12 protein-coding genes and 2 pseudogenes are annotated in these 11,968 nt (G+C 67.6%); 7 read left to right on the top strand and 7 right to left on the bottom strand.

Annotated elements, in window-relative coordinates:
• Window positions 1–88 precede the first annotated feature (88 nt).
• Both arsN2 and arsM read right to left on the bottom strand, forming a co-directional pair.
• A complete protein-coding gene (gene arsN2 / locus LuPra_RS15405) occupies window positions 89–535 on the bottom strand; it encodes an arsenic resistance N-acetyltransferase ArsN2 (protein WP_110171567.1) in 447 nt (148 codons plus the stop codon).
• Window positions 535–1,365: an arsenite methyltransferase gene (arsM, locus tag LuPra_RS15400; protein WP_110171566.1), complete on the bottom strand. Its 831-nt coding sequence runs from the start codon at window positions 1,363–1,365 to the stop codon at window positions 535–537. The genes arsN2 and arsM overlap by 1 nt, the downstream gene beginning before the upstream one ends.
• Before the next feature lie 33 nt (window positions 1,366–1,398).
• Here arsM and LuPra_RS15395 point away from each other — a divergent pair.
• Window positions 1,399–1,835, top strand: a pseudogene (locus LuPra_RS15395) (arsenate reductase/protein-tyrosine-phosphatase family protein).
• Window positions 1,836–1,937: 102 nt separating this feature from the next.
• Here LuPra_RS15395 and LuPra_RS15390 read toward each other — a convergent pair.
• Genes LuPra_RS15390 through LuPra_RS31960 form a run of 3 tightly spaced genes read right to left on the bottom strand, consistent with a single transcriptional unit; the run spans window position 1,938 to window position 5,186 of the window.
• Window positions 1,938–3,122 carry an AI-2E family transporter gene (locus LuPra_RS15390; RefSeq protein WP_157899237.1) on the bottom strand — a complete coding sequence of 395 codons (1,185 nt, stop codon included), beginning with the start codon at window positions 3,120–3,122 and terminating at the stop codon, window positions 1,938–1,940.
• Between the two features lie 43 nt (window positions 3,123–3,165).
• The gene (locus LuPra_RS15385; RefSeq protein WP_157899236.1) at window positions 3,166–4,200 is read right to left on the bottom strand and encodes a P1 family peptidase; all 1,035 of its coding nucleotides are present in this window, start codon (window positions 4,198–4,200) and stop codon (window positions 3,166–3,168) included.
• Window positions 4,152–5,186 carry an LTA synthase family protein gene (locus tag LuPra_RS31960; RefSeq protein WP_157899235.1) on the bottom strand — a complete coding sequence of 345 codons (1,035 nt, stop codon included), beginning with the start codon at window positions 5,184–5,186 and terminating at the stop codon, window positions 4,152–4,154. The genes LuPra_RS15385 and LuPra_RS31960 overlap by 49 nt, the downstream gene beginning before the upstream one ends.
• Before the next feature lie 159 nt (window positions 5,187–5,345).
• Here LuPra_RS31960 and LuPra_RS15380 point away from each other — a divergent pair, with 159 nt between their 5' ends.
• The 6 genes from LuPra_RS15380 (at window position 5,346) to LuPra_RS15355 (ending at window position 9,982) form a co-directional block, all read left to right on the top strand.
• Complete coding sequence (locus tag LuPra_RS15380; RefSeq protein WP_110171563.1) at window positions 5,346–5,588, top strand: hypothetical protein; 243 nt, start codon at window positions 5,346–5,348, stop codon at window positions 5,586–5,588.
• Window positions 5,589–5,660: 72 nt separating this feature from the next.
• Window positions 5,661–6,170: a phosphatase PAP2 family protein gene (locus LuPra_RS15375; protein ID WP_234800403.1), complete on the top strand. Its 510-nt coding sequence runs from the start codon at window positions 5,661–5,663 to the stop codon at window positions 6,168–6,170.
• 4 nt (window positions 6,171–6,174) lie between these two features.
• Window positions 6,175–6,855, top strand: a complete 681-nt coding sequence (locus LuPra_RS15370) for a response regulator transcription factor (RefSeq protein ID WP_110171562.1) — start codon at window positions 6,175–6,177, stop codon at window positions 6,853–6,855.
• The gene (locus LuPra_RS15365; RefSeq protein ID WP_110171561.1) at window positions 6,852–8,237 is read left to right on the top strand and encodes a HAMP domain-containing sensor histidine kinase; all 1,386 of its coding nucleotides are present in this window, start codon (window positions 6,852–6,854) and stop codon (window positions 8,235–8,237) included. Before LuPra_RS15370 ends, LuPra_RS15365 begins: the two co-directional genes overlap by 4 nt.
• 154 nt (window positions 8,238–8,391) lie before the next feature.
• Window positions 8,392–9,393, top strand: a complete 1,002-nt coding sequence (locus tag LuPra_RS15360) for a phosphatase PAP2 family protein (protein WP_157899234.1) — start codon at window positions 8,392–8,394, stop codon at window positions 9,391–9,393.
• A gap of 112 nt (window positions 9,394–9,505) precedes the next feature.
• Complete coding sequence (locus LuPra_RS15355; RefSeq protein ID WP_201792154.1) at window positions 9,506–9,982, top strand: DUF6640 family protein; 477 nt, start codon at window positions 9,506–9,508, stop codon at window positions 9,980–9,982.
• On the opposite strand, the gene LuPra_RS15350 is transcribed toward LuPra_RS15355, so the two are convergent.
• A complete protein-coding gene (locus tag LuPra_RS15350; RefSeq protein WP_157899233.1) occupies window positions 9,897–11,612 on the bottom strand; it encodes a TonB-dependent receptor domain-containing protein in 1,716 nt (571 codons plus the stop codon). The two genes, LuPra_RS15355 and LuPra_RS15350, sit on opposite strands and share 86 nt — an antisense overlap.
• Window positions 11,581–11,805 (bottom strand): annotated as a pseudogene (locus LuPra_RS34780) (outer membrane beta-barrel protein); the annotation flags it as partial. The gene LuPra_RS15350 and the pseudogene LuPra_RS34780, both read right to left, overlap by 32 nt.
• Window positions 11,806–11,968 lie beyond the last annotated feature (163 nt).

Genomic DNA, 11,968 nt, shown 5'->3' with positions numbered 1-11,968 from the left:
CCTCGGTCATCCAGTGGCGCCACCCTGGCGATGTCCCAGGTGCAGCGCAGGGACAGAATCGCGCGGCCACGCGTCGGCGCGGCGACATTCACGTCAACTTTTCGCGACGTAACGCGAGGCGCATCACGGTCGCGCTCGCGGGGCAGGCGCCCTGGAACTCCGCCGACGCGCGCACGGCAGCGGGTACGTCGTCACGCGTCACCTCGGTGAAACCAAAGCGCGGGAAGAAGGCCGCGGCGGTGGTGGTCAGCAACACCACGGTACCGACGCCAGCCTGTCGCGCCTGCTCGAGAAGCGCCTCCACGAGCCGCGTCCCGACACCGCCACCCGGCGACGACACGGCGACCGACCGCAGCAGCGCCGCGTCGCCGTACATCTCCAGGCCGGCGACGCCGATCACGCTCCCGTCGTCCACCGTGACGAGGAAATCGGATACGTGGTCCCTGGCGCCAGCGAGCGGCAATCGATGTTGTTCCAGGAGCATTACGATCGCGTCCCAGTCCCGCGCCGATGCGGGACGCACGATCGCGGACATCACGCCTCCATGGGCTTGCGCGCCCGCACGAAGCCGCTGAAGAAGTGCCCGTCGGCTGTCGTGAGATCGCCGCAGCCCTGACCAGCGTCCCTGAAGTAGGCTTCGGCGTCCGCGGCCGCGTACTCGCGCCACGGCTCGATCGTGACGTCGGCGAAGCCGGCGGCGCGCAGGCCGTCCACGTACTCGTCCTCGCGCAAGGCGCCAGCGATGCAGCCGACCCAGAGTTCCATGTTGCGCCGGACGTCGGCCGGGACATCACCGCGGACAAGCACGTCCGAGACGGCGAAGCGACCGCCCGGGCGCAAGACGCGGAACGCTTCGCGCAGCACCTGCGGCTTGTCGGCGGACAGGTTGATCACGCAGTTCGAGATGATGACGTCCACAGATGCGTCTGGCAATGGAATCTGCTCGATCGTGCCCTTCAGGAACTCGACGTTCCCGACGCCGGCGCGACGCTGGTTCTCGCGCGCGAGGGCCAGCATGTCGTCGGTCATGTCGAGGCCATAGGCCTTGCCGGCCGGCCCGACGCGACGGGCCGACAGCAGGACGTCGATGCCGCCTCCGGACCCGAGGTCGAGCACGACCTGCCCCGGTTCGAGCGCGATCAGGGCGGTAGGATTGCCGCACCCGAGAGAGGCCACGACCGCCTCGTGAGGAAGCGCACCGACCTCGTCGGGCGAATACAGCCCGCTCGTGATGCCGGCACACGTACGCCACGCCCTCGACGGTGTGCTGCATGCCGTCCGCCACTCCCCGGAGCCGGCGACCGACGATCTCCAGCTCGCGCGCGCCACCGGACGTCCGGTCCGGGGCGTCCTGCCGATGGTCATCGGATGTTGCGGGAATGAGCGGGGGCAACGAGGATGAGCGACACACAGGCACCCGCGCGCGTCATCTTCGCGTGCGTCCACAATGCCGGCCGGTCGCAGACGGCGGCGGCTCTCTTCAATGCCGTCGCGGATCCGACACGCGCACGGGCGGCGTCGGCAGGCACCGCGCCGGGCCCCACGTGCATCCGGTCGTGATCGAGGCGATGCGCGAACTCGGCATCGATCTGGCGCGCGTGCAACCCGCATTGTTGACCGACGATCTTGCCGGCGGCGCCGCCATGCTCGTGACGATGGGGTGCGGGGAGGCATGTCCGCACGTTCCGGGTCTCGTCCGGGATGATTGGCCCCTGCCGGACCCCAAGGGACGCCCCATCGACGAAGTCCGCGCGATCCGCGACGACATCGGTCGCCGTGTACAGGCGCTACTCGATCAGCGCGGATGGTCGACGCCCGGCCAGCCGCGCGACTGAACGCCGCCCTCTGGGCGGAAAGAGGATCGCGGCAAACCGTCGACCAGACTTGTCCGCCGTAGCCTTGGCGGAGGTGGAAGGTCGACGGCTACAGCCACAGGCTCACGGTCGCACGATGTCGTCGTCGTGCTTTTGGGCCACGATCGGGTCTGAAGCATCGGCGAGGACGCTCGGCCCCGCTGCGTCGTTCCGATCCGCGGACGGCAGGTTCTCGGCAAAGGCCAGGCCGAACAGTTCCCAGGACGTCTGGAACAGCGCCGCGATGATCGGCCCGATGATGAAGCCGATCGGGCCAAAGGCGATGATGCCGCCCAGTGTCGAGAACAGGATCATCAGATCGTGCATCTCGGTGTCGCGCCCGACCAGGCGAGGGCGCAGCACGTTGTCGATCGAACCGACGACGAGCCCACAGAAGGCCGCCAGCGCGACGGCCTTCACCCAGTGGCCGGTCAGGGCGAGCACGACGCAGGTGGGCACCCAGACGAGCGCGCCTCCCAGCATCGGCACGACCGACAGCACGACCATGATCGCGCCCCAGAAAACGGCGTGCTCGACACCCGCGACCCAGAACGCCACGCCCGCGAGCGTGCCCTGGACGGCTCCGATCACCAGCGTGCCCTTCAGCGTCGCCCGCGTCACCGAGACGAACTTGTCGAGGAGCAGGTCGCGCTCCCCTTCACGCAGTGGCAGGAACCGGCGCATCGCCTGCAGGATCTGCGGCCCGTCGAGCAGCAGGAAGAACACCGTGTAGACGAGGATGAACGTCTGGAACACTGCCTGCAGCGTGCCAATCGTGGTGTTGGACAGCGCGCCGACGATCGCACCACCGAGACTGCTGCCCCATTCGCCGAGCTTCGCGAGCAGTTCTTCCCGATAGGGCATCAGCTGTTCGGAGAACGGCAACCTGTCCAGCACGGGCTTGAGTACCGACGGTTGCGCCGCGACCTGCTTGAGCCACGGCCTCACGCTCTGCGTCAGGCGTATGGCCTCGAGGGTGACCATGTACGCGACGAGCCCCAGCGGCCCGGCCACGACCAGCAACCCGACGATTATGGTCGCCAGTGCCGCCAGCGGGCGGCGTCCACGGAACGCGGCGACCAGTCGCTCGAAGAGCGGATATCCCAGTCCCGCGAATATCGCCGCGAGCAGGATCGTGATCAGGAAGCTGCTGATCATGCCCAGGAACACGACGGTGATCCCGAGCACGAACAGCAGCAGGAAGACGCGGCGGAAGCGATTCTCCCGAAGCGGGAGCGGTTGCCCCAGCGAGTCTGTCGGTATCGGCACGATACCGACATGATAGCCGGGGCCTCCCGCGGTCACGTTCGCGTCAGCGCAGATCGCGGACGGCCGGCCACGTGTCGAGACCGATGGCCTGTTCGACGCCGCGCAGGATCGCCTGCGACGCCGCGTCCGCCGCGACCGCGCCCAGGGCCGTCAGCGAGACGTTCGGCGTGATGCGGCTGGTCGAGATCGTGAGCACCTGATCGCCGTCGCCGTTGGTATGGTAGGGGTTGATGGCTCGCGCCGCGCCGGTGTTGGTCATCATCGCGAGCTTGGTCAAGCTCGTCTTGTCCAGCGTCACGTTGGTGGCGATGATAGTCAGCGTGGTCGCCCTGAACGGCTGGTCGTCCAGGCGTCGATCGGCGCGTGGGGTGCTCGTGTCGAGGTCCCGCCGTAGTTGCGCCGCGCTGTTCACGAACGTCCGGCCGTCGCGCTGACGCGCGCCGGCGACGATGCGGCCGGTACGCCAGTCGAGGACGTCACCCGCGCAGTTCACCACGCTGAGCGCCGCGACGATGACGTCCCCCGATCGCATCGCCACTGTGCCGAGCCCACCCTTCATGCCGCCCATGCCGCGCGACCGGAACATCTTGCCGACGGTGGCGCCGGCGCCTACACCGAAACTGCCTTCAGCCACCGGGGCCGTCGTGGCGGCCTCGCACGCGCGTCGTGCAAGGTCGGCGTCCGGCCGGATGCGGCCATCACCGAGCGACAGGTCGTCGATCACCGCGCCTACGACAATGGGGATCCGCACGTTCGGCACGCCCCAGTCGTAGCCGACCTGTGTCGCCTCCAGGTACCGGACGGCGCCGGACACGGCTTCGAGGCCCATGGGCCCTCCACCAGTCAGGAGGATGCCGTGAATGCGCTCGAGGGGACTCACCGGTTGCAGCATCACGCCGAGCATCTCGCCGGGAGCCGAGCCGTCGTAGTCGGCACCAGCCGTGACGGCCTGATCGAACAGGATGGCCGTGCACCCGGTGGGGCGGCGCGTATCGGTGGCGTGACCGACACGGACGCCGGGCACATCGGTCAGCGATCCGGCGCTGCCCTCCTGCTGCGCGACCGGAGACGCACGCAAGGCCCCGGCCCCAAGGGTCCCGGCGGAACCAAGGACGAGCGAACCACATTGGCGGGCGAAGGTGCGACGAGTAGGCATGGCGGATTGGCCAGCACTATACCGTTGCCAGACCCGAAGCTCTCCTCGATGATGACGACGACATCCAGCGGGCCATCACTCCCGTGGCGCTGCGGCTCGAAATGGCGGAGGAGCCCGCCCGAGACGCTCGGCTGTGAGACCAACCGGCGCAGGTGGGCCGCCGCGTCATCGGCACGAAGCATGGCGTAGTACGCCTCGTAATCCAGGTGGGCGGTCAGGTACGCCCGCACCCGTTGGGCCCAGCCGTTGATGGCGAGTTCATTGGCCACCCGGCCGCCAACGACGCTGTCGGGCACGATCAGCCAGGCACTGCAGGCGATGACCGCGAGGCCGCCGGTGAGGGCAAGCCCTTTCAGGCGATCTCGCAAGTCCCACTCGTCGACGACGGCGCGCGGCCACGATGCGGTCACCAGGGCCAGGGCCATTCCGGCCACAATCGCGAGCCCGACAAACAGCGGCACGTCGTAGCTCGCAAAGATGTTGCCCAACACCTCGTCGGGATACAGGAGGTAGTCGAGGGCGAGGTGGTTGTACCGCCCGCTGTATCCCTCGAAGAAGAAGTACTGGACGCACGCCTCGAAGGCCAGCACCGCACCGGCCGCCGCCACGATCGCGTGTTGCACCTGCGGCCGCTGCATCCATCGCACACGGAACAGGGAAAGCAGCAACAGCCACGGCAGCGCCGCTGTCAGGCCCGCCAGGAGGTCGATCGCGGTACCGGCCATGAGCACGGCCGCTCGTACCACGCCGGGGACGGTGGTGCCGGCGAAGGTCATCACCAGCACCTGCCGCAAGACACACGAGGCCGCCAGTTGCATCGCCAGGACTCGCGTGACGATGCGGGCGCGTTGGCAGTACCGCACGACATAGGGAGACAGAGGAGCGACGGCGACGACCTGCGGCGGCACGTAGACACGGTAGGTCCGGCCACATGAATCGGCGGTGAATGGCCGCCGGCGTTCCGCCGGCGTAGCAGGGTGCCAACTCGGGTGTCATCGGCTGTTCATCCGAGCGATGGCAGCCTCGAACATGCCAGATGCCTCCTTGAGTACCCGAATACATTGCCCATGACCAGATTCGCCGCTGGATTGCTCGCCTCCCTGCTCCTGACTTCGCCCGCCCTGGCCCAACAGGCCGCGCCGGCTTCCGCACCACCAATCCAGCCAGTGCCGCTGACCGATGGCGGCCAGCTCGGGCCAGACGCATTCGCCGCGCCGCGAACGTCGCCCGTGCCGATGCCGTCGTTCGCCTCGCTGTTCACCGACCTCGGTCAGGACTCCGTCACCTGCCGACGCGCGAGAACGCCCTGATCGTCGGAGTGGCTGGCGCCGCCAGTCTCGCGGCGCTGGAGGAGGACCGACGTCACCCGGCGCGCCTCGTCCGTGCCGGCGATCGACGAGACATTCGACGCCGGCGCGCTTGTCGGCAGTGGCATGGTCCAGGGCGGCGCGGCGTTGGCGACGTACCTGATCGGACGGGCGACTCACGATACGCACGTGGCCGTGCTCGGGTCGGACCTGATTCGCGCGCAGCTGATCACGACGGCGTTCACGCAGGGAATCAAGCTCACCGTCGGCAGGACCCGCCCTGATGGCAGCCGCTACTCGTTCCCCTCCGGGCACTCGTCTGCGACCTTTGCGACGGCGTCCGTGCTGCAGCGCCATTACGGATGGAAAGCCGGCGTACCGGCGTACGGCCTCGCCGCCTACGTCGCCGCGTCGCGCCTCTCGGAAAACAAGCACTACATGAGCGATGTGCTGTTCGGCGCGGCCCTGGGTATCGTCGCCGGCCGTGCGGTCACGGTCGGCCACGGAGCATCTACGTTCGCCCTGACGCCCATCGCCGGCCCGAAGGGCGCAGGCATCGGCCTCACGCTGGTCGGCGCACAATAGGGGCATGCGGGTGTTATTGGTCGAGGACGAGCCGGCCGCGGCGCTGATCCTCGCCAAGGGGCTGCGCGAACACGCCTACGCGGTCGACGTCTCCGGCGACGGCGACGATGCGTCCTTCCGGCTCGCGACGACGGACTACGACGCGGTGATTCTCGACGTGACGCTGCCACGGCGCAGTGGGCTCTCGGTGGCCCGGGAGGCGCGGGCCGTGGGATTGGCGGTGCCGATTCTCATGTTGACGGCCAGGGATGCGGTCGAGGCGCGCATCGCCGGCCTCGACAGCGGCGCCGACGACTACCTCACGAAGCCTTTCGACTTCGGCGAACTGCTCGCCCGGCTCCGGGCCCTGATTCGCCGCGGGGCGCGGGCACCCCTTCCCGAGGTTCTGCGCGTTGGCCCGCTCGAACTGAGTACGCGCTCACGCCAGGTGTGCAAGGCCGAGCACGTCCTGCCGCTGACCACGCGGGAATACGCGCTGCTCGAGTTCCTGGCCCGGCGTGTCGGGCAGGTCGTCGGACGAGCCGAGATTGCCGAGCATGTGTGGGACGAGGGCTACGACCCGATGTCAAACGTGATCGACGTCTACGTCCAGCGCCTGCGGCGCAAGATCGACACCATTGGCCAACCATCGCTCATTCGCACGCGACGCGGCGAGGGCTACTCGCTGATCGCCGAACCGACATGAGAATCCGCACCCGCCTTGCCATCTGGTCCGGCCTCATCACCTTCGTGTGCCTGGTGAGCACCGGCGCGGCGGTTCTCTGGCTGCACGGTCGTCTCGCCCTCGCCCAGATCGACGAACGCCTCGGTGCCGCAACGGTCGCCGTGGCCGGCGTCCTGCGGCACGAACTCGACGAGGGCTTGCCCCTCGATGGCGCCGTGCGCGACACCATGTCGGAGTTGACGCTGGCGCGTGAGAGCTTTGCCATCGTTGCGGCCGACGGTGCGGTGATCGGCGCGAAAGCCGCGACGTCTCCGCGCCTCGCCGACGAGACTCTCCGCGCCGGGATCACGCGGCCGTCAACCGTGGACGCCGGAGCTGGGCAGGATCACGTCCGTCTGCTGTCGGCACCGTTTCCGACGACCACCGCGTCGCTGCGGATCGTCTCGTGGGCTTCGCTCGGTCCGATTGCGACCGAGCGGCAAAGGCTGGCCCTCGCGATGTTGCTCGGCATCCCCATCGCAGTGGTGCTGTCGATCATCGGCGGGTTGGGCGTCGGACGCAGGACTCTTGCGTCGTTGTCGGATCTCGCGTCACAGGCCGGTGCCATCGATGGTCGGGACCTCACCTCTCGGCTCACGCTGCACCAACGGGACGACGAACTGGCCAGCGTGGCGGCGTCGTTCAACGGGGTCCTCGAGCGCCTGTCGGCGTCCGTGCGTCAGCAGCGGGCCTTCATGGCCGAAGCGTCCCACCAATTGCGCACTCCCGTCTCGGTGATTCGCACGACCGCCGAGGTGACCCTCGATCAGCCGACACGCAGCGAGGGCGAGTACCGTGAAAGCTTCGACGTCATCGGACGCCAGGCGCGACGGCTCACGCGGATGGTCGACGACATGTTCGTGCTCGCCCTGGCTGACGCCTCGGCCCGTCCCCTCCAGGTCAGTCACCTCTATCTCGACGAACTCGTGGACGACGTCGTCGACGACTACCGCGTCCTGGCCGCGTCGTGTCATGTCGCGATCAGGTCCGATTCGGACGGCGACGCACCGTTCGCCGGCGACGAGCACCTGTTGCGGCAGATGCTCATGAACCTCGTCGACAATGCCCTCCGGCACACGCCCGGCGGTGGCTCTGTCGGCGTGTCGCTTCATCGTGTGAACGGCTCGTACCAGCTGCAGGTGTCCGACACCGGCCCGGGCATCCCCGCGGCTGACGTCGATCGCATCTTCGATCGGTTCGTGCGCCTCGCCGCGCCCGGATCTGAAGGCGGCGGCGGGCTGGGGTTGCCGATTGCACGATGGATTGCCGAGGCACATGGCGGCACGCTCGTCCTGGGCCCCACCAGCCCGGACGGCACCTGGTTCCTGGCCACACTGCCCGTGCCTTCGCCGCCCGTTGGGTGACACCGACCTCCCAGGCCGTTGCTCGGCGGATCTGGAACCCGCCCCCCTGGATGTCATCGTCGTGTCATCAATGCCATGTCATCGTTGCCGGATGCTTTCCGCGTTGCCGAATTCGGGCAATTGGCCGCGTCGTGGGTGGATCAAGGCGTCCTGGGTGGCGCCGTGCGTCGCCGCGCTCCTTGTGACCGGGACGATCACCTCCGCGCAGGAACTGCCCACCGCGCCGCTCCCCGTCAGCTTCGCCGCGAACGTCGTCACCGACTCGCCGCCGCCGGTGGCGCCGGACCCGGCCCTCTTTCGCAATCTGTTCATTCAGCCAGACCAGCGCACTCCGCTGCCTGAGGATCCGCAGTGGCAAGAGTCGAACGAGGACGCAGTGCCAGTCGGCGCTGGCGTGCTGGCCTTCTTGCCGCAGTTGTCGGAGCAGGACCCGCAAAAGCCACCCACTCCCCCCTCGACCGGGATCAAGGCCGTCTTCCGTGAAACGTGGCGCGACTTCAAGGCATTTCCCCGACGAAAGTCGACATGGGTGATTCTGGCCGTTACGGGCGGCGCAGCGGCGGCAGCCCACCCGCTGGACGATGACGTAAACGCCAAGCTCGGCGGCTCCGACGCAGCGGCAAATTTCTTCGCACCAGGCAAGTGGATCGGCGCCGTCTACGTGCAGGCAGGCGTCGCCGTCGGCCTGTACGTCATTGGTCGCTACGTCGTTCCCCACGCCGAGGACGGCACGCCAAAGACGAACAAGGTCTCGCACCTCGGGTTCGACATGCTGCGCGCGCTTGCGGTCTCGCAGACGTTGACGCAGGTCATCAAGGTGACGGTCCAGCGCGATCGCCCCACCGGCGAGTGTTGTGCGTTCCCCTCCGGCCATGCCTCGGCGAGTTTTGCCACCGCCGCAGTGCTGGAGCGGCATTTCGGCTATCGCGCCTTTCCGACCTTCCTGGTGGCGTCATACGTGGCCATGTCGCGCCTGCACGACAATCGGCACTACCTCAGCGACGTGATCTTCGGTGCGGGCCTCGGCGTCGCGAGTGGATGGACGGTGGTCGGCAGGCACGGCCGATCGACGTACGCGTTGACCCCGGTCCCCATCAAGGGCGGGTTGATGCTGGCGTTTACCCGCGACCCCGCAGGACGCGCCAGCAGCAACTGACCTCGCGGCGGCGTGGGTTGCCGCTCGTCGTCGATGCGGTCGTGAATCGCACGCACGTCCGTGGCGCCGGCACAGGCCGAACCTTGCCAGCGGGGCGTTCGTATACGGGGGAATGACTCGCCTCTCGCTCGGACGGACCACGATGACCATCGTGCAGGTGGCAGGCGCGGCGCTCTCGTTCCGGCTCGACTGGAGCCAGAACCACTTGCTGAATCCACTCTGGCACCCGCACGCGAAGTTCCACGGCGCGCTGCTGCTCTTCATGCTCACGGGAGTGGCAGCCACCAGCCTGTGGTCGATGTGGCGTCTGTCGCGCGAACCCCAGGTCGCGGTCCGCATGGCGGCCCTGCTCTCGCTCGCGTTCTGGACGCCGCTGTTCTACATCACGTCCGTGCTGCCAGGCTCGACATCCTGGGCCGGCGCCGCCAACGCCGACCCGCGCATCACGGGCAGTATCGTCACGCCCAACCTGGTGGTGGCGCTGGGCTTCACGATCGTGAACCTTACGGTGCTGTGGATGGCGCGCGACGGAGATGCTGGCGCGCGGGAGCGGGCGCGGCAGGCGTCTGCGGCTCACGCGGCGTCTTAGAGTTCAGAACCAGAACTTCGCCGCGAATTGCACCACGCGTGGATCGAGCGCCGACGTGATCGTCCCGAAGCTCGCCGGTCCGACCTGCGCCGCCGGCGCGCCGACATTGGCGGTGTTCAGCAGGTTGAAGACCTCTTACCCGCAGCTCGAACTCGCGCCCGCCTCCGACGCCGATGCCACGCATCAGCGCGAGATCGACATCGCGGTAGGACGCCCCCCGCACCGGATTGCGCGAGGCGGAACCGATGGTGAACTGATTGGCGGTCGCGAACGCCGCTGTGTTGAACCAGCGCGCGGGCGTGCGCTCGTCGGCGGGGATGGTCGGATCGCCCACGAGATTCGGACGCTGGGTCGTGAAGCCGGCATACCCGAGCGCGTGCGCCTGCGTCACCGCGACGGGCACCCCGGACTGTAGCGTCATGAAGCTCGCCACGGTCCAATCGTTCACGAGTGCGCCGACCACGCCACCGAGGTGCGTGGCCCGACCCTTGCCGAACGGCAGATCCGACACGACCGACACCGCGAAATAGTGCGGGATGTCTCCGGTCGAGTAGTCGCGTTCGCGCTCCAGGTTGTGGCTGTCGGCGACGGCGGCGTTCGTCAACGGCCCGGTCAGAATCGACGCGTCGAAGACCGACGAGGCGATGTCGGTCAACTTCGAACGGGTATAGGCGGCTGAATAGAGCAGGCCGTGTGACAGTCGCTGACGAATGCTGACCCCGAGACCCTGGTAGTTCGTCGTGCCGACGTTGTTCCGATAGAAGCTGACGGCGGTGTAGTCCGGATAAGGTTTCATGAGCTGCGCCCGCGTGATGGTCGGATCTCCGATCGACGATGAGCGTGGCACGATGCCGAAGAACGGATTGGCCACGCGCTCGAGCAGCGTGGGGCCCAGTGTCAGCTGTTCCTCGGTCAGCTGATTGATGTTGCTGTCCGGGATCCCGATGTTCGTGATTTTCGATCCGAGGTAGGACACTTCGACGACCGTATTCGGTGTCAACTCGCGCTGGATCGACACGTTCCACTGCTGCACGTAGCCCGACCCGAGTGTCCTGTCAACGGTGAACACCCCCTGTCCGAGGCCGGCGGTCGGCGTCGGGCTGACCGGCGTGACCGTCGGGCCCTTCGCCAGCACGAAGGCCGGGGCGATGTTGTCGAGCGTGCGCTGTGACACGTCCTGCAGGAACGGAAAGTTCGGCGTCGTGAACGGCGTGGTGATCCCCGCCATCTCGATCCAGACCTTCGCGTAGCCCGAACTGAGGATGGTCCTGTCCGTCAGCCGATAGACGGCCCCAATCCGAGGATCGAAGTTGTCCTTCTTGAGCGGCCGCACCGGCTCCGCGCCCGGGTATTCGAGCTGACGTGTTTCCAGGTTGAACACCGCGGTCTGGCCGTTGATCTCGGTTGACGGAAGATTGAGCGTATATCGCAGACCCGCATTGATGGTGAGGCGATCGGCCACCTTCCAGTCGTCCTGGATGAAGTACTCCTGGATGTGCGCGCGTTCCTGGATATCGGTCTGCTGCAGGTCGATGGCAAAAGGTCTGCACCTGTCCCAGCAGGAAACTCGCGAACGCGTTGCCGGTATTCGGGACGCCGGGGAGATCGCTGCCGACGGTGCTGAAGTCAAACTGTCCCGTCGGCCACGGTGGTTGGACCACGTTGAGCCGCTCCCATCGCCAGTCGAGCCCCATCTTCAGGGTGTGGCGACCCTTCAGCCACGTCAGCGCATCGGCGATCTGGGTGACGCTGGTGCTGAAGTCTGAGGCCGTGTTGTTCGGGGATCCGAGCTGCTGGTAGCCGTTCGGCGCGAAAGTCGGCATCGTGTTCGGAAACTGCGCATTCGATGGGATGCCCGGAATGTTCAGCGCCGTGCCGCAGCCGACGGCAACGTCACCGCGCTCCGCTCGACGGCCCGTCGTGTATCGCCGATGCGGACTTCGTTCAGCAGGTTGGGTGAGATCATCGTCAGGCCGTGGCTGAAGC

The sequence above is a fragment of the Luteitalea pratensis genome, assembly GCF_001618865.1.
Lineage (GTDB): Bacteria > Acidobacteriota > Vicinamibacteria > Vicinamibacterales > Vicinamibacteraceae > Luteitalea > Luteitalea pratensis.
The sequence above is the reverse complement of the archived record's forward strand: the minus strand, read 5'-3'. Positions and strand labels throughout refer to the sequence as shown.